Source organism: Variovorax sp. W1I1 (genome assembly GCF_030815625.1).
GTDB classification, from domain to species: domain Bacteria; phylum Pseudomonadota; class Gammaproteobacteria; order Burkholderiales; family Burkholderiaceae_C; genus Variovorax; species Variovorax paradoxus_C.
The window spans coordinates 5,807,324-5,823,340 of the sequence record NZ_JAUSWZ010000001.1; the positions used below are offsets into that span (position 1 = coordinate 5,807,324).

At 66.8% G+C, this 16,017-nt stretch carries 15 protein-coding genes; 10 read left to right on the plus strand and 5 right to left on the minus strand.

The features are described 5' to 3' along the window. Positions 1-103 precede the first annotated feature (103 nt). The 5 genes from QFZ83_RS27015 to QFZ83_RS27035 are packed head-to-tail and all read left to right on the plus strand — an operon-like array spanning position 104 to position 7,057. Positions 104-1,207 carry an efflux RND transporter periplasmic adaptor subunit gene (locus QFZ83_RS27015; protein ID WP_307511426.1) on the plus strand — a complete coding sequence of 368 codons (1,104 nt, stop codon included), beginning with the start codon at positions 104-106 and terminating at the stop codon, positions 1,205-1,207. Continuing rightward, the gene (locus QFZ83_RS27020) at positions 1,204-4,284 is read left to right on the plus strand and encodes a MexW/MexI family multidrug efflux RND transporter permease subunit (protein WP_307511428.1); all 3,081 of its coding nucleotides are present in this window, start codon (positions 1,204-1,206) and stop codon (positions 4,282-4,284) included. The genes QFZ83_RS27015 and QFZ83_RS27020 overlap by 4 nt, the downstream gene beginning before the upstream one ends. Positions 4,285-4,286: 2 nt before the next feature. Next, positions 4,287-5,717: an efflux transporter outer membrane subunit gene (locus QFZ83_RS27025; protein ID WP_307511430.1), complete on the plus strand. Its 1,431-nt coding sequence runs from the start codon at positions 4,287-4,289 to the stop codon at positions 5,715-5,717. Between the two features lie 43 nt (positions 5,718-5,760). Further along, positions 5,761-6,426 (plus strand): metalloregulator ArsR/SmtB family transcription factor, encoded by a 666-nt coding sequence (locus QFZ83_RS27030; RefSeq protein WP_307511432.1) that lies wholly within the window; start codon positions 5,761-5,763, stop codon positions 6,424-6,426. 49 nt (positions 6,427-6,475) lie between these two features. Then, the gene (locus QFZ83_RS27035) at positions 6,476-7,057 is read left to right on the plus strand and encodes a superoxide dismutase (RefSeq protein ID WP_307511435.1); all 582 of its coding nucleotides are present in this window, start codon (positions 6,476-6,478) and stop codon (positions 7,055-7,057) included. A 16-nt stretch (positions 7,058-7,073) separates the two neighbouring features. Here QFZ83_RS27035 and QFZ83_RS27040 read toward each other — a convergent pair whose 3' ends face one another. After that, entirely contained in the window at positions 7,074-7,451 is a 378-nt protein-coding gene (locus QFZ83_RS27040) for a VOC family protein (RefSeq protein WP_307511437.1), read from the minus strand. 211 nt (positions 7,452-7,662) lie between these two features. Here QFZ83_RS27040 and QFZ83_RS27045 point away from each other — a divergent pair, with 211 nt between their 5' ends. Both QFZ83_RS27045 and QFZ83_RS27050 read left to right on the plus strand, forming a co-directional pair. Next, on the plus strand, positions 7,663-8,643 hold the full coding sequence (locus QFZ83_RS27045) for a tripartite tricarboxylate transporter substrate binding protein (RefSeq protein WP_013544051.1): 981 nt from the start codon (positions 7,663-7,665) through the stop codon (positions 8,641-8,643). 60 nt (positions 8,644-8,703) lie between these two features. After that, the gene (locus QFZ83_RS27050) at positions 8,704-9,747 is read left to right on the plus strand and encodes an MBL fold metallo-hydrolase (RefSeq protein WP_307511439.1); all 1,044 of its coding nucleotides are present in this window, start codon (positions 8,704-8,706) and stop codon (positions 9,745-9,747) included. Positions 9,748-9,891: 144 nt separating this feature from the next. Here QFZ83_RS27050 and QFZ83_RS27055 read toward each other — a convergent pair whose 3' ends face one another. From QFZ83_RS27055 to QFZ83_RS27070, 4 genes are all read right to left on the minus strand, one after another. Continuing rightward, positions 9,892-10,149 carry a hypothetical protein gene (locus QFZ83_RS27055; protein WP_013544053.1) on the minus strand — a complete coding sequence of 86 codons (258 nt, stop codon included), beginning with the start codon at positions 10,147-10,149 and terminating at the stop codon, positions 9,892-9,894. 32 nt (positions 10,150-10,181) lie between these two features. After that, positions 10,182-10,946 carry an SDR family NAD(P)-dependent oxidoreductase gene (locus QFZ83_RS27060; RefSeq protein ID WP_307511441.1) on the minus strand — a complete coding sequence of 255 codons (765 nt, stop codon included), beginning with the start codon at positions 10,944-10,946 and terminating at the stop codon, positions 10,182-10,184. A gap of 71 nt (positions 10,947-11,017) precedes the next feature. Further along, positions 11,018-11,488 carry a hypothetical protein gene (locus tag QFZ83_RS27065; RefSeq protein ID WP_307511443.1) on the minus strand — a complete coding sequence of 157 codons (471 nt, stop codon included), beginning with the start codon at positions 11,486-11,488 and terminating at the stop codon, positions 11,018-11,020. Beyond that, entirely contained in the window at positions 11,485-12,264 is a 780-nt protein-coding gene (locus QFZ83_RS27070) for a Crp/Fnr family transcriptional regulator (protein ID WP_013544056.1), read from the minus strand. Before QFZ83_RS27070 ends, QFZ83_RS27065 begins: the two co-directional genes overlap by 4 nt. 84 nt (positions 12,265-12,348) lie before the next feature. Between QFZ83_RS27070 and QFZ83_RS27075 the strand changes: the two genes are divergently transcribed. From QFZ83_RS27075 to QFZ83_RS27085, 3 genes are read left to right on the plus strand one after another with little or no spacing between them, the layout of a single operon-like run. Beyond that, positions 12,349-14,304 (plus strand): AMP-binding protein, encoded by a 1,956-nt coding sequence (locus tag QFZ83_RS27075; protein ID WP_307511445.1) that lies wholly within the window; start codon positions 12,349-12,351, stop codon positions 14,302-14,304. Continuing rightward, complete coding sequence (locus QFZ83_RS27080; RefSeq protein WP_307511447.1) at positions 14,301-15,086, plus strand: ABC transporter ATP-binding protein; 786 nt, start codon at positions 14,301-14,303, stop codon at positions 15,084-15,086. Before QFZ83_RS27075 ends, QFZ83_RS27080 begins: the two co-directional genes overlap by 4 nt. A gap of 1 nt (position 15,087) precedes the next feature. Further along, positions 15,088-16,017 (plus strand): branched-chain amino acid ABC transporter permease, encoded by a 930-nt coding sequence (locus tag QFZ83_RS27085; protein ID WP_013544060.1) that lies wholly within the window; start codon positions 15,088-15,090, stop codon positions 16,015-16,017.

Genomic DNA, 16,017 nt, shown 5'->3' on the forward strand with positions numbered 1-16,017 from the left:
ATAGCCCGGCCCTATCGGGGTCTTTGCGTTGTCTTGCTCGACAGCGCCTTCGACGGCATTCAATAATCAAAGCATCAACTTTGATAAATAACGGATCGAGATCATGGACACACGATCAAGGGCCTGGCTTGGTGCCGGCCTGGCGGTACTGGTGATGGGAGCGGCCGGCTACGGGCTCGCCAGGCTGAGACCAGCGCATGCGGAGGGCGGCGGCATGCCGCCGGCCAAGGTGGCGGTGGCCGCCGCGCGACCGACGGAGATGGCGCGCTTCCTCAGCGGCATCGGCACGCTGGAGGCCAACCGGCAGGTCGAGGTGCCGGCCGAAGTGGAGGGGCGCGTCGCCAAGATCCTCTTCACGCCGGGCGCCGAAGTGCGCGCCGGCCAATTGCTCGTTCAACTCAACGACGCGCCCGAGCAGGGCGACCTGGAGCGCCTGACCGCCCAGCGCGCCAACGCCAAGGCTTTGCTCGACCGCACGCGCCGCCTGCTGCCGCAGCAGGCCGCCACGCAGGAGCAGTTGGAGCAGGCCCAAGCCGGCTTCGACCAGGCCAGCGGCGAGCTGCGCCGCGTGCAGGCACTGGTCGAGCAGAAGCGCATCAAGGCGCCGTTCGATGGCGTGCTGGGCATCCGCAAGGTCAATCTCGGCCAGTTCGTGCGGGCCGGCGATACGCTGGTGTCGCTCACCGACGGACGCACGCTGTTCGCCAACCTCACGCTGCCCGAGACGGCGCTGCCGGCGCTCAAGCGCAACCAGGCGGTGTCGCTCGCGGTCGATGCGTACCCGGGCCGTGTGTTCCAAGGCAAGCTGAGCGCCATCGAGCCGCAGATCGGCAGCGACACGCGCACCGTGCGGCTGCAGGCCACGGTGGACAACGCCGACGGCGCGCTCACTCCCGGCATGTACGTCAACGGCAAGGTCGCGCTGCCTTCGCGCACCGATGCGATCACCGTGCCCGAGACCGCCATCACCTACAGCACGCACGGCGATTCGGTCTTCGTCGTGCGGCCCGCCGAAAAAGGCGACGGCTTCACAGCCCACCAGGTGTTCGTGAAAGCGGGCGACCGGCAGGACGGCCTCGTCGTCATCGAACAAGGTTTGAAGGCTGGCGAGAAGGTCGTCACCTCGGGCCAGCTGCGCCTGTACACCGGCGCCGCCGTCGCGCCGGCCGGGAAGGACACGCTCGCTTTCACGGAACGCAAGTCATGAAGTTCACCGACCTCTTCGTGCGCCGCCCCGTGCTGGCGCTGGTGGTGAGCACGCTGATCCTGCTGCTGGGCGCCCGCGCGCTCGGCGACCTGCCGGTGCGCCAGTACCCGCTCACCGAGAGCACCACGCTCACCATCACCACGCAGTACCCGGGCGCCTCGCCGGAGCTGATGCAGGGCTTCGTCACGCAACCGATCGCGCAGGCAGTGGCGACCATCGAAAACGTGGACTACCTCTCCTCGTCTTCCACGCTCGGGCGCAGCGTGATCAGCGTGCGCATGAAGCTCAACGCCGATGCCAACCAGGCGCTCACGCAGGCGATGGCGCAGGTGAGCCAGGTCAAGTACCGGTTGCCGGCCGAGGCCTTCGATCCGGTCATCCTCAAGTCGTCGGGCGAAGCCACCGCGGTGGCGTACGTCGGCTTCTCGAGCAAGACGATGCCGGTGCCCGCGCTCACCGACTACCTCTCGCGCGTGGTGCAGCCGCAGTTCGCATCGATCCCCGGTGTCTCGGGTGTCGAGGTGTCGGGCGGGCAGACGCTGGCGATGCGCGTGTGGCTCGACGCCAACCGCATGGCCGCGCGCGGTATCTCGGCCGGCGAGCTGGCCGACGCCCTGCGGCAGAACAACGTGCAAGCCGCACCTGGCCAGGTGAAGGGGCTGTACGTGGTGTCGAACATCCGCGTGAACACAGACCTGGTGAACGTGGCCGAGTTCCGCGACATGGTCATCAAGCGCGAGGGCGACGCCCTGGTGCGGCTGGGCGACGTGGCCACCGTGGAGCTCGGTGCGGCCAGCGCCGACAGCAGCGCGACGATGGACGGCGACAAGGCCATCTACCTCGGCCTGCAGGCGGCGCCCAACGGCAACCCGCTGGTGATCGTGAAGCGCATCCGCGACCTCCTGCCCGGCATCAAGCAGAACATGCCGCCGGGCGTGGAGGTGCAGCTGCCCTTCGAACTCGCGCGCTTCATCGAGGCCTCGATCGACGAGGTGCAGAAGACGCTGCTCGAAGCCATCGCCATCGTGGTGCTCGTGATCTTCCTGTGCCTCGGGTCGCTGCGCGCGGTGCTGATTCCGGTGGTGACGATTCCCTTGTCGATGCTGGGTGCGGCGGCGCTGATGCTGCTGTTCGGATTCAGCATCAACCTGCTCACATTGCTGGCGATGGTGCTGGCCATCGGCCTAGTGGTGGACGACGCGATCGTGGTGGTGGAGAACGTGCACCGCCACATCGAAGAAGGCAAGTCGCGCGTGCAGGCCGCGCTGATCGGCGCGCGCGAAGTGGCCGACCCGGTGATCGCGATGACGCTCACGCTGGCCGCCGTGTACGCACCCATCGGCCTCATGGGCGGGCTCACCGGCTCGCTCTTCAAGGAGTTCGCCTTCACGCTTGCGGGCGCGGTGGTGGTCTCGGGCGTGATCGCGCTCACGCTGTCGCCGGTGATGAGCTCGTTCCTGCTGCCGCAGAACGCCACCGGCAGCCGCATGGCGCGCTATGCGGAGTCGTTCTTCCACAAGCTCGCTACCGCCTACGGCCGGCTGCTCGACGTGTCGCTGCACCACCGCTGGGTGACGGGCCTCTTCGCGGCCGTGGTGCTGGTGAGCCTGCCCTTTCTCTACAACGCGTCGCAGCGCGAGCTCGCCCCGGGCGAAGACCAGGCGATGGTGCTCACCGTCATCAAGTCGCCGCAGCACGCCAACATCGACTACGTCGAGAAGTTCGGCCAGAAGTGGGACGACGTGTTCGCGGCGCTCCCCGAGAACACAGGCCGCTGGCTCATCAACGGCTCCGACGGTGTATCGAACAGCATCGGCGGCGTGCAGCTGTCGGACTGGAAGGACCGCAAGCGCAACGCCGACCAGATCCAGGGCGAGGTGCAGGCGAGCATGGGCGATGTGGAGGGCAGCAACATCTTCGCGTTCCAGCTGCCCTCGCTGCCGGGCTCCACCGGCGGGCTGCCGGTGCAGATGGTGATCCGCAGCGCCGGAGACCACCGCGCGGTGTTCGAGGCGATGGAAACGCTCAAGACGGCAGCGCGCGAGAGCGGCAAGTTCGCCGTGGTCGACAGCGACCTGGAGTTCAACAACCCGGTGACCGAGGTGCGCGTGGACCGCTCCAAGGCCAACAGCATGGGCGTGACGATGAAGGCCATCGGCGACACGCTCGCGGTGCTGGTGGGCGAGAACTACGTCAACCGTTTCGGCATGGACGGGCGTTCGTACGATGTGATCCCGCAGTCGCCGCGCGACCAGCGGCTGTCGGCCGAGGCCCTGTCACGCTACTTCGTGAAGAGCGCGAGCGGGCAGCCCGTGCCGCTCGCGAACCTGGTGACGCTTTCCACCAGCGTCGGTCCCAACAAGCTCACGCAGTTCAACCAGCTCAACGCCGCGACCTTCCAGGCCATTCCGATGCCGGGCGTGACGATGGGCGATGCGGTGGCATTCCTGAGCGACGAGGCGAAGAAGCTGCCCGCGGGCTTCAGCTACGACTGGCAATCGGATGCGCGCCAGTTCACGCAGGAAGGCTCGGCGCTGGTGGTGGCCTTCGTGTTCGCGATCGTCGTGATCTACCTCGTGCTGGCCGCGCAGTACGAAAGCCTGCGCGATCCGCTGATCATTCTGATCAGCGTGCCGATGTCGATCTGCGGTGCACTCGTGCCGCTGGCGCTGGGCTTCGCGACCATCAACATCTACACGCAGATCGGGCTGGTGACGCTCATCGGGCTCATCAGCAAGCACGGCATCCTGATGGTGGAGTTCGCCAACGAGATCCAGGCGCGCGACAACCTGGAGCGCCGCCCGGCCATCGAGCAGGCCGCGCGCATCCGGCTCCGCCCGATCTTGATGACGACCGCCGCGATGGTGGTGGGGCTGGTGCCGCTCTTGTTCGCGAGCGGCGCGGGCGCCAACAGCCGCTTCAGCATCGGTCTGGTGATCGTGGTGGGCATGCTGGTGGGCACGCTCTTCACGCTCTTCGTACTGCCCACGATGTACACGCTGCTGGCGCGCGACCACCGCACGGTGGGGCGCTCACAGCGCACCACCGAACTCGACGCGTTGGTCGAAGGAGCATGACCATGAACAGACTTTTCAACACCGCACCTTTCTTGCTCGGCGCGTTGGTGCTGGCGGGCTGCGCCGTCGGGCCGACCTACACCGCGCCGTCCGACGCGCCGGTCGCCATCTCGGCGCCCGAGCGCTCGCTGTTCGCCAACGATGCCGTGCAGCGCGACTGGTGGCGCCAGCTCGACGATCCGCAGCTCGATGCGCTGATCGAACGCGCGCTCGCCGCCAACCACGACATCCGTATCGCCGAGGCGCGGCTGCTGGAAGCCCGCGCGTCGCAGACCGAGGCCGAGCTGGACCGCCTGCCCGTCGTGACGGTGGACGCGAGCAAGACGCGCGGCATCGCGCAGGGCAACAGCGGCGCGCAGCCCGACGCACGCGCACTCGCCCAGAGCAGCCGCGCGGGCTTCGATGCCTCTTGGGAGATCGACCTGTTCGGGCGCCTCAAGCGCCTCGACGAAGCAGCCACCGCACGCACCGAAGCCAGCGCGGCCGACCTCGAACAGGTGCGCATCGTGGCCGTGGCCGAACTGGCGCGCAACTACTACGAAATGCGCGGTGCCGAGCAGCGCCTGGCGGTGACGCGCCGCACGCTCGAAAGCCTGCGCAGCAGCCTGCGCGTGACCGAGGCGCAGGTGCAGACCGGCCGCGGGCTCGAAGTCGACCTCGCAAGCGCACAGGCCAATCTCGCGACCACCGAAAGCCAGCTGCCCGCCTTCGAGACCACGCGCCGGCAGGCCGCGTACCGCGTGGCGGTGCTGGCGGGCCTGCGCCCCGCCGAGCTGGAGCCGATGCTGCAACCGCGCCCCCTGCGCGTGCTCGACAAGCGACTGCCCATCGGCGACCTGGGCGACCTGCTGCGGCGCCGGCCCGACGTGCTGCGCGCCGAGCGCGGCCTCGCGGCCAGCACGGCCGATGTGGGCGCGACCACGGCCGAGCTGTATCCGCGCTTCGACATCGGCGGCTTCCTCGGCTTCATCGCGCTGCGCGGTTCGGACCTCGGCAGTTCGTCCAGCCGCGCCTTCAGCGTGACGCCGGGCGTGAGTTGGCCGGCGTTCCGGCTGGGCTCGGTCAAGGCCCGCGTGCGCGGCGCCGAGGCGCGAGCCGAGGGCGACCGCGCGCTCTACGAGCAGACCGTGCTGCGCGCCATCGAGGACGTGGAAAGCGCCCTCGCCGGCTACGGCCAGAACCAGCAGCGCCTGCAGTCGCTGGTGCAGGCCGCGGCCCGCAGCGGCCGCGCGGCCGAACTGGCCGAAGTCCGCTACCGCGAAGGGGCCGCGCCCTACCTGAGCGTGCTCGATGCGCAACGTACATTGCTGCGTGCGCAGGACGCGGTGGCCGAGGCCGAAACCGCCTCGTACACCAGCCTCGTCGCGCTCTACAAGGCGCTGGGCGGCGGGTGGCAAGCACCCTCGGATTCGAAGGGAGGGCCGGCCGCCTGACAATCGGCCTAGCAAGAGCCCCACAAGAACCCACGAAACGTCCATGTCCGCCCCCATCGACGCCAAGCCCACCTGGATGCCGCACCAGCCGGCAGACCGCATCCTCTCCACGCTCAAGACCCGTGGCGCACTCGGCATTCCCGACATCGCCAAGGTGCTGGGCGTCACGGTGGAAGCGGTGCGCCAGCAGATGGCCAAGCTGGAGACCGAAGGCCTGGTCGACGCGGAAAGCCGTCCTAGCGGACGCGGGCGGCCGACGCAGATCTGGCGACTCACCGGCGAAGGCCACAAGCGCTTTCCCGACACGCACGCCGAGATGACGGTGCAGATGATCAGCGCCGTGATCAGCGTGTTCGGCGAGAAGGGCATGGACCAGTTGATCGGCGCGCGCGAGAACGCGATGCGTGCCACCTACACCGAGGCGATGCGCGGCGCGCGCAGCCTCAAGACGCGGCTGGAGCGGCTGGCCGAGATTCGCAGCCGCGAGGGCTACATGGCCGAGTTCCGGCCCGAGGGCGATGGCTTTCTCTTCATCGAGAACCACTGCCCCATCTGCACCGCGGCGCAGGCCTGCACCGGTTTTTGCCGCAGCGAACTGCAACTCTTCGACGAAGTGCTGGGGCCCGAAGTGACCGTCAGCCGCGTCGAGCATGTGCTCGCCGGTGCGCGGCGCTGCGCCTACCAGGTGAGCCCGAAGCCGCGCGCCTGACTGAACACCGAACAACGATTTACCCACAACCGACCGAAAAGGAACCACGATGGAACACAAGCTCCCACCCCTGCCCTACGCCCTGGACGCGCTGGCACCCGAGTACTCGCAAGAGACGCTCGAATACCACTACGGCAAGCATCACAACGCCTACGTGGTGAACCTCAACAACCTGCAGAAGGGCACCGAGTTCGAAGCCCTCACGCTGGAAGAAATCATCAAGAAGGCCAGCGGCGGCATCTACAACAACGCTGCGCAAATCTGGAACCACACCTTCTTCTGGAACTGCATGAAGCCACAAGGCGGCGGTGCACCGACCGGCGCCCTAGCCAAGGCCATCGATGCCAAGTGGGGCAGCTACGACGCCTTCAAGGAAGCGTTCGTGAAGTCGGCTGTCGGCAACTTCGGTTCGGGCTGGACCTGGCTCGTGAAGAAGGCCGACGGTTCGGTGGACATCGTGAACACCGGCGCCGCCGGCACGCCGCTGACGACTGCAGACACGGCGCTCTTGACCGTGGACGTCTGGGAACACGCCTACTACATCGATTACCGCAACCTGCGCCCGAAGTTCGTCGAGACCTTCCTGACCAAGCTGGTGAACTGGGACTTCGCGGCCAAGAACTTCGGTTGAGATTTCGGCTGATCGATCAGCCGTTGATCAGGTTCAGGATGTTCCCGTCCGGGTCCTTGAACCACGCGACCTTCATGCCGCCCATGACATGGAGGTCGCCTTCGAGCTTCGTATCGGGCATGTCGTAGTGCTCGAAGCGCACGCCCTTGGCCTTGAGCGCCGCGGCGAGGCGCTCGATGTCCTCGCCGACCTGCCAGGTCACGGCCGTCGCCTGGTTGGTGCCGGCGAACGCCGAGCGATACACGTTGACGCGCGTGTTGCCGCTGCGGTAGACGACGACTTCGTCGCCCTCCGCGTCGACTTGCGAAAGGCCCAGCGTGTCTTCATAAAAGCGGCGGGCCACCGCGAGGTCTTTCACCGCGAGGTTGGGCGCTGCATCGATGTTTCCGAGCATGGTTGTCTCTCCTTGGTATGGATCGACATGTCATGTTCGGCGCCGAAACCGCCCTGTCAAGTCGCCGCCGTCTGATACGGGGCCCATCGCAAACCACGAAAACACCATCGCGGCGCTTGCGGCACACTGCACCCTCGGTGCAGTGAGGCCAAAAGACCTCCATCGTCGCCACAGCTGCAACCCCGATCCGTCCAGACCAAGAGACAAACCCATGATCCGCAAACTCACCCGCACGCTGGCCCTTGCGCTGGCGCTTCCCCTGGCCTTTGCCGCCGTCGCCGTGCATGCGCAAAGCTACCCCGCCAAGCCCATCCGCATGATCGTGCCGTTCCCGCCAGGCGGCGGCACCGACATCCTGGCGCGCCTGGTCGCGCAGAAGCTCACCGAGGCCAACCACTGGACCGTGGTGCCCGACAACCGCGGCGGCGCCGGCGGCACCATCGGCATCGCCGAGGCCGCGCGCGCCGCGCCCACGGGCTACGACATCGTGATGGGCCAGAAGGACAACATGGTCGTGGCGCCCTGGCTCTACAAGAACCTGAGCTACAACCCGGTGAAGGACCTCACGGCCGTGGCCCACGTGGCCTACACGCCGGTGGTGATCGTCACGCAGGCCAACTCGAAGTTCAAGACGCTCGACGATGTGGTGAAGGCTGCGCGCGCCGCGCCCGACACCGTCACCTACGGCTCGCCCGGCAACGGCACCACCATCCACCTGGCCGGCGAGATCTTCAACAGCGCCGCCAAGATCAAGATGCGCCACGTGCCCTACAAGGGCTCCAACGCGGCCATGATGGACGTGCTGGCGGGCAACGTCGACCTGATGGTGTCGTCGGTGCCCTCGGCACTGGCTCAGATCAAGGCCGGCAAGCTGCGTCCGCTGGCCGTCACCTCGGCCAAGCGCAGCACCTCGCTGCCCGAGACGCCCACCGTCGCCGAGCTCGGCTACAAGGGCTTCGACGTGAGCACCTGGTATGGCGTCTTCGTGCCCGCCGGCACGCCCAAGGACATCGTCGCCACGCTCAACACCGAGATCAACAAGCTCCTGGCCACGCCCGAAATGAAGGCCGCGATCATCGCCCAGGGCGCGGAACCGGAAAGCATGACGCCCGACCACTTCGGCACGCTGCTGAAGACCGACTACGAGAAGTGGAAGGGCATCGTGCAAGCCTCGGGCGCGACCATCGAATAAGCCTCGCAGTCGCAGAATGGTGTCTCCACAACGGGCCGCGACGACGGCATGGAGACACCGATGGCATTTCTTCGCGAGAACTCACGCACGCTGCTGCTGAAGACAACCGCCCTGGCAGCGGTTGCCGCGTTCCTCCAGGGCTGCGCGCAGACACCGGCGCAGCAACAACAACCTCCTTCGGAAGCCACCGTGGCCGCGCACGTCGCCGCGGCCACGCGCACGGCCGGCACCGACCTCACGCCGTTCCTGTCGCTGTGCAAGCCCGCGCCCGCCGCGCAGCCTCCGCAGGCCGAGCTGGACAAGGGCCTGAAGGCGCTCATCGACAAGCCCGCGCCGCCGCCGGGCAAGGCCTTCGATAACCTCTACTTCGTGGGCGCCGACTGGGTGAGCGCCTGGGCGATCAAGACCTCGGACGGCATCATCCTCATCGATGCGCTCAACAACCAGATGGAAGCCGCCGCGCTCATCGAAGGCGGCATGCGCCGGCTCGGCCTCGATCCGGCCCAGATCAAGTACGTGGTCGTCACGCACGGCCACGGCGACCACTACGGCGGCGCGCCCTACCTTGCGCAGAAGTACCGAGCCCGCGTGGTGATGAGCGAAGCCGACTGGACGATGACCGAGACCAAGCTCGAGTTCGCCACGCCGATCTGGGGCGCGCCGCCCAAGCGCGGCGCGGGCGACCTGTCGGTGAAAGACGGCGACCGCCTCACGCTGGGCGACACCACCCTCACGCTCTACATCACGCCGGGCCACACCATGGGCACGATCTCGCCTGTGTTCGACGTGAGCGCGAACGGCCGGAAGCACCGCGCAATGCTCTGGGGCGGCACCGCCTTCAACTTCGGCAAGAACCTGCCGCGGCTGGAGAGCTACATCGGCGCCACGCGGCGCATGGACACCGTGGTGAAGGCGCAGAACGTCGATGTGCTGCTGTCGAACCACTCGGCCATGGACAGTTCGCAGATCCGCCTGGCGGCGCTGCGGCAGCAGCCGGCGAACGGGGCGAATCCGTTCGTGATCGGCACGCCCGCGGTGTCGCGGGCGTTGAACGTGATGGGGGAGTGCGCAGAGGCGCAGCGGGATCGGTTCGCGATGCAGTGATGCGGTCTTGCTCCTTCCCCCTCTGGGGGAAGGTTGGGATGGGGGCTAGACGGCGTTTGATACGCCGCTAGTGCTTGATGCGCCGCGAGCCCCCACCCCTGCCCTCCCCCGAAAGGGGAGGGAGAAAGAAAGAGATACCGAGGGTCAGTCCGGCACGAACTTCGTGTTGAAGATGTCCACGTCCGAAGCCAATTCGAACGTCGCCACCTGCCCCATCTTCCCGTCGCTCATCCTGCACGCCGAGAACAGGCTGTAGCGCCCCTTGAAGTAGAACTCGTCCATCACGATCAGCGCGTACGGGTACGGCACGAATACCTGGTGTTCGAAGACGATGCGGTGCACGTTCCTCGGCGAGGGAAAGAGCTTGTACTCGAGGGTGTCGATCGACTTTGCGGTGGCCATGGCGTGTTCGCTTTCTTCTTTCTTCCGGGCGCTCAGGCCGGGTCGCGCACGTCGGCCACGGGGTTCGCGCCGAAGTCTTCGCGCGCCAGGTACTTCAGCACCTTGGCGGCGGCGCTCGCGGGGCTGTCGAGCCGGCCTTCTTCCTTCATGCTCACGAAGCGCGTGCGGTCCGGAAAGTTCTCGGCCGATGCGCCGCGCAGTTGCACCTGCATGTCGGTATCGATGATGCCCGGCGCGAGCGAGACGATGCGTGCGCCGTTCGGTGTGCCCGCTTCCTCGAGCGCCACGGCCTGCGAGAAACGGTCCATGCCGGCCTTGGCGGCGCAGTAAGGCGCCTGGCTGCCCATCGCGTTGCGGCCGAGGCCAGACGAGATGTTCAGCACCTTGCGCGCGCCGCGCCATTCGCGCGTGGCACCGAGGAACGCGGCAGTCAGCAGCATCGGCGCTTCGAGGCCGATGCGCAGCGCCTGTGCCAGCTCGGCCGGCACGGCGCTCGCGAGCGGCGCCGGGTTGCCGACCGTGCCGGCGTTGTTGATGAGGGTCACGCTGTCGAAGCGCTGCGCATCCAAGGTCTTGAGCCATGCAGACACGCGGGCCGATGCAGCCACCGGATCGGACAGGTCCTGCTCCCATTGAACGAGTTCGGGGCCGGCGGCCTTGGCCACGTCGGCCAGTTGCGCATCTTGCTTGCGCGAAATGCCGAGCACCGTGTGGCCGGCCTGCAGCAACTGTTCGGCCATGGCACGGCCCAGGCCGCGCGAGGCGCCGGTGATCAGGGTGAGGTGGGAAGCAGTCATCGGGAAAGTCTTTCTTGAACGAAGGCGGGGAGGAGGCCGGGAGGTTAAGGGGTATCGAGAGGCCTTGCGGCTCAGCCGGTACGGAACTGTTTGCGCAGGAAGGCGCGGTGCCGCGCGATGTGCTGCAACTGCGCGGGCGCGATGGTGCCGCCGAGGTCGACTTCATCCGCGCCGTTGAGCACCGCGTTGGCGTTCGTCATTGCACGCGCGACGACTTCTTCTTCGCTCACGCCGAGCTGCGCCGCGAGGTCGAGCGCCACGCGGCGCATCGCACGCTGCGAGAGCATCCACATCGCGCCGAAACGATCCCAGGCGAGCGCGGCTTCCTCGGCCTTCTCGCGGTCGCCGAGGATCTCGCTGAGCGGCTTGGCCAGGATGGCATCGAGCGCATCGATCTTCTCGGTCAGCGTCTCGTTGCGCGCGATGGCTTCTTCTAGCGTCGGGCCGGTTTCTGCGGCTTTCGCCTTCGTCGTTTCGGGCGGTGGAATGAAGGCCGCTTCCGCGTTCGCGGGCACGACCTGGAGCTGGTCTTTGAGGGTCATGAGGTTTCCGTTTCCGCCGAGGCGTTCTTCTTGTTCGACATCGCGGTCGCGCGCAGGCCCGGCAGATCGAGCACGCGCAGGCCGCCGTATTCCACGCGGATCAGGCCCTGCGCCGAGAGGCCGTTGAGCGCCTCGTTCACGCGCTGGCGCGACAGGCCCACCAGGTACGCGAGCTCCTGCTGCGTGATGCGCAAGACTTCGCCCACGCCGGGGTACAGCACCGGGTTGAACAGCGACACCAGGTTGCGCGCCACGCGCGCGTCGGGGTTGTTGAGCCGGTCGATCTCCAGTGCGGCAATGAACTGGCCGAGCCGTTCGTTGAGCTGGTTCATCACGAAGCGGTTGAAGCCGATCGAGTGATCGAGCAGCCAATGGAAGCTCTCGATCGGCAGGCCCGCCACCACGCTGCGGCGCAGCGCCTGGATGTTGTAGCGGTAGGGCTCGCGCTTCATCACCGTGCCTTCGCCGAACCAGCCGCCGGGCGGAACGCCCGTGTAGGTGACCGAGCCGCCGTCGGCGTTGTCGTTGCTCATCTTCAAGAGGCCTTCGACCACGCCGAACCAGTAGGTGGGTGAGCGGCCGACGCGGCACACGAGGTCGCCGGGCTCGGCCTCGCCCACCACCAGCGCGGCCTCGGCGCGGCGGCGTTCGGCGGGCGTGAGCGTCGGCAGCCAGGGGATGCCGTCGAGCTCCGCGGCATTGGCGGGACGCACGCGGTCCTTGATCGAGTTGCCGAGCGAGCCGAGCGGGCTCTGGTTGAGGTTGCCGTGAGGCATCGGGAAACTCCGGGGAGTAGTGTCCCTAGGATTGTCGTCGGAACGACAACCGGGCGTCAAAGTGAAGCCTACGATCCGCCCACTGTGCAAACAAACGACCCCACCTTCCCCCGGCTGCTGCTCGCGCATGCCCAGGCCCAACCCGAGTCGCCCGCCGTGCGCGAGAAAGACCTCGGCATCTGGCAGACCTGGAACTGGAACGCCGTGGCAGAGGAGGTGCGCGAGATGGCCTGCGGCCTCGCGAGCCTCGGCTTCAAGCCCTTCGACAACCTCGCCATCGTGGGCGCCAACCGGCCGCACCTGTACATGGCGGTGGTCGCCGCGCAGAGCCTGCGCGGCGTGCCGGTGCCGCTCTACCAGGACGCGGTGGCGAGCGAAATGGTCTTCATGCTGCAGGACGCAGCCATCGACTTCGTGATCGTCGAAGACCAGGAGCAGGTCGACAAGCTGCTCGAGTGCCGCGAGCTGCAGAAGGACCAGCAGCACGGCATCCGCCACATCATCTACGACGACCCCAAGGGCCTGCGCCACTACGACCAGCCCGGGCTCATGAGCTACGAGCAATTGCGCGCACTCGGCCGCGAGTTCGACAAGGCCAACGTAGGCTATTACGACCGCGCGGTGGCAAGCGGCGAAGCCACTGACGTCGGCGTGATCCTCTACACCTCGGGCACCACCGGCCGCCCCAAGGGCGTGTGCCAGACGCATGCGAGCTTCATCGCGGCGGGCCGCGGCGGCGTGGAGACCGACAGGCTCGGCCCCGGCGACAACATCATGAGCTACCTGCCGATGGCGTGGGTCGGCGACCATCTGTTTTCGGTGGCGCAGTGGCTGGTGGGCGGCTTCACGCTCAACTGCCCCGAGTCGGCCGAGACGGTGATGAACGACATGCGCGAGATCGGCCCGAGCTACTACTTCGGCCCGCCGCGCACCTTCGAAGGCCTGCTCACCGCGGTGTCGATCCGCATGGAAGACGCGGCGGCTCCCAAGCGCTGGCTCTATGCGAAGTTCATGGCGCTCGCGCAACGCGTGGGTGCCGACATCCTCAACGGTGCCACCGTGAGCACGGGCGACCGGCTGATGTACGGCCTCGGCAACCTGCTGATCTACGGGCCGCTGCGCAACGTGCTGGGCATGAGCCGCATCCGCGTGGCGTACACGGCCGGCGCAGCCATCGGCCCCGACCTGTTCCGCTTCTACCGCTCCATCGGCGTGAACCTGAAGCAGTTCTACGGCCAGACCGAGACCTGCGCCTATGTATGCCTGCAGCAGGACGGCAAGGTCAAGCTGCAGACCGTAGGCACCGCCGCACCGGGCATCGAACTGAAGATCGCAGAAGACGGCGAAGTGCTGGTGCGCGGCGTCTCGGTGCTGAAGGAGTACTACAAGCGCCCCGACGCCACCGCGGAGGTGCTCGATGCCAACGGCTACTTCCACACCGGCGACGCGGGCGTGCTCGACAGCGAAGGGCACCTGCGCATCATCGACCGGGCGAAGGACGTGGGCAGGCTCGTGAGCGGCGCGATCTTTGCGCCCAACTACATCGAGAACAAGCTCAAGTTCTTCCCGCAGATCAAGGAAGCGGTGTGCTTCGGCAACGGCCGCAACGAGGTCTGCGCGGCCATCAACATCGACTTCGAAGCGGTGGGCAACTGGGCCGAGCGCCGGGGCCTTGCCTATGGCGGCTACGTCGACCTGGCCGGCAAGCCCGAGGTGCTCGCGCTGATTGCCGAGTGCATCGGCAAGGTCAACGCCGACCTCGCGAGCGAAGACGGCATGGGCGAGACGCAGATCGCGCGCTTCCTTGTGCTGCACAAGGAACTCGACCCCGACGACGACGAACTGACCCGCACGCGCAAGGTGCGCCGCGGCTTCATCGCCGAGAAATACGCCGTGCTGGTCGATGCGCTCTACGGCGGCAAGACCGCGCAGTTCATCGAGACCCAGGTCAAGTTCGAGGACGGACGCACGGGGGTTGTCAGCGCCACGCTGAAGATCAACGACGCCAAGACCTTCCCCATCGTGAAGGCCGCTGCATGAGCAACCGAAAGATCGGCGACGTCATCCTCGACGTCCAGAACATCAGCCTGAGCTTCGGCGGCGTGAAAGCGCTCACGGACATCAGCTTCAACGTGCGCGAGCACGAGGTGCGGGCCATCATCGGACCGAACGGTGCGGGCAAGAGCTCGATGCTGAACTGCATCAACGGCGTGTACTGGCCGCAGCAGGGCTCCATCACTTTCCGCGGCCAGACCTTCAAGCACATGAACTCGCGCCAGGTGGCCGAGATGGGCGTGGCGCGCACCTTCCAGAACCTGGCGCTCTTCAAGGGCATGAGCGTGCTCGACAACATCATGACGGGGCGCAACCTCAAGATGAAGAGCGGCCTGCTCGCACAGGCGCTGCGCTGGGGTCCGGCCGAGCGCGAGGAACTGCGTCACCGCGAGTTCGTCGAGCACATCATCGATTTCCTGGAGATCCAGGCGCACCGCAAGACGCCGGTGGGCCGCCTGCCCTACGGCCTGCAAAAGCGCGTGGACCTCGGCCGCGCGCTCGCGATGGAGCCGCAGGTGCTGTTGTTGGACGAACCCATGGCCGGCATGAACGTCGAGGAGAAGCAGGACATGAGCCGCTTCATCCTCGATGTGAACGACGAATTCGGCGCGACCATCGTCCTCATCGAGCACGACATGGGCGTGGTGATGGACATCTCCGACCGCGTGGTGGTGCTGGACTACGGCAAGAAGATCGGCGACGGCACGCCGGATGAAGTTCGGAACAACGAAGACGTGATCCGGGCGTACCTCGGCGTGGAGCATTGACATGGGCTTTTTCCTAGAGACATTGTTTGGCGGCCTCATGGTCGGCATGCTCTATTCGCTGATCGCCATCGGCTTCGTGCTGATCTACAAGGCCTCGGGCGTCTTCAACTTCGCGCAGGGCGCGATGGTGCTGTTCGCGGCACTCGCCATGGCGCGGTTCTCCGAGTGGTTCCCGCTGTGGTTCGGCTTCCAGAGCCTCATCCTCGCGAACATCCTGGCCTTCATCGCAGCGATGGCGGTGATGGTGGTGGTGGCCTGGCTCATCGAACGGCTCGCGCTCAGCAAGCTGGTGAACCAGGAAGGCATCACGCTACTGATGGCCACGCTGGGCATCGCCTACTTCCTCGATGGCGTGGGCCAGACGATCTTCGGCAACGACATCTACAAGATCGACGTGGGCATGCCCAAGGAACCGCTGATGGTGCTCGAAGGCACCTTCCCCGGTGGCCTGCTGCTGAGCCAGGAAGACCTGGTGGCCGCAGCGGTCTCGGCCGCGCTCGTGGTGGTGCTGGCCATCTTCTTCCAGAAAACCGCCACCGGCCGGGCGCTGCGCGCAGTGGCCGACGACCACCAGGCCGCGCAGTCCATCGGCATTCCGCTCAAGCGCATCTGGGTGATCGTGTGGTCGGTGGCCGGCTTCTCGGCACTGGTGGCCGGGATCATCTGGGGCTCCAAGCTCGGCGTGCAGTTTTCTCTCTCGCTGGTGGCGCTGAAGGCGCTGCCGGTGGTGATCCTCGGCGGACTCACCTCGATTCCGGGCGCGATCATCGGCGGCCTCTTGATCGGCGTGGGCGAAAAGCTGTCTGAAATCTATCTCGGCCCCATGCTCGGTGGCGGCATCGAGATCTGGTTCGCCTACGTGTTGGCGCTCGTCTTCCTGCTGGTTCGGCCCCAGGGCTTGTTCGGCGAAAAAATCATTGATCGGGTCTGA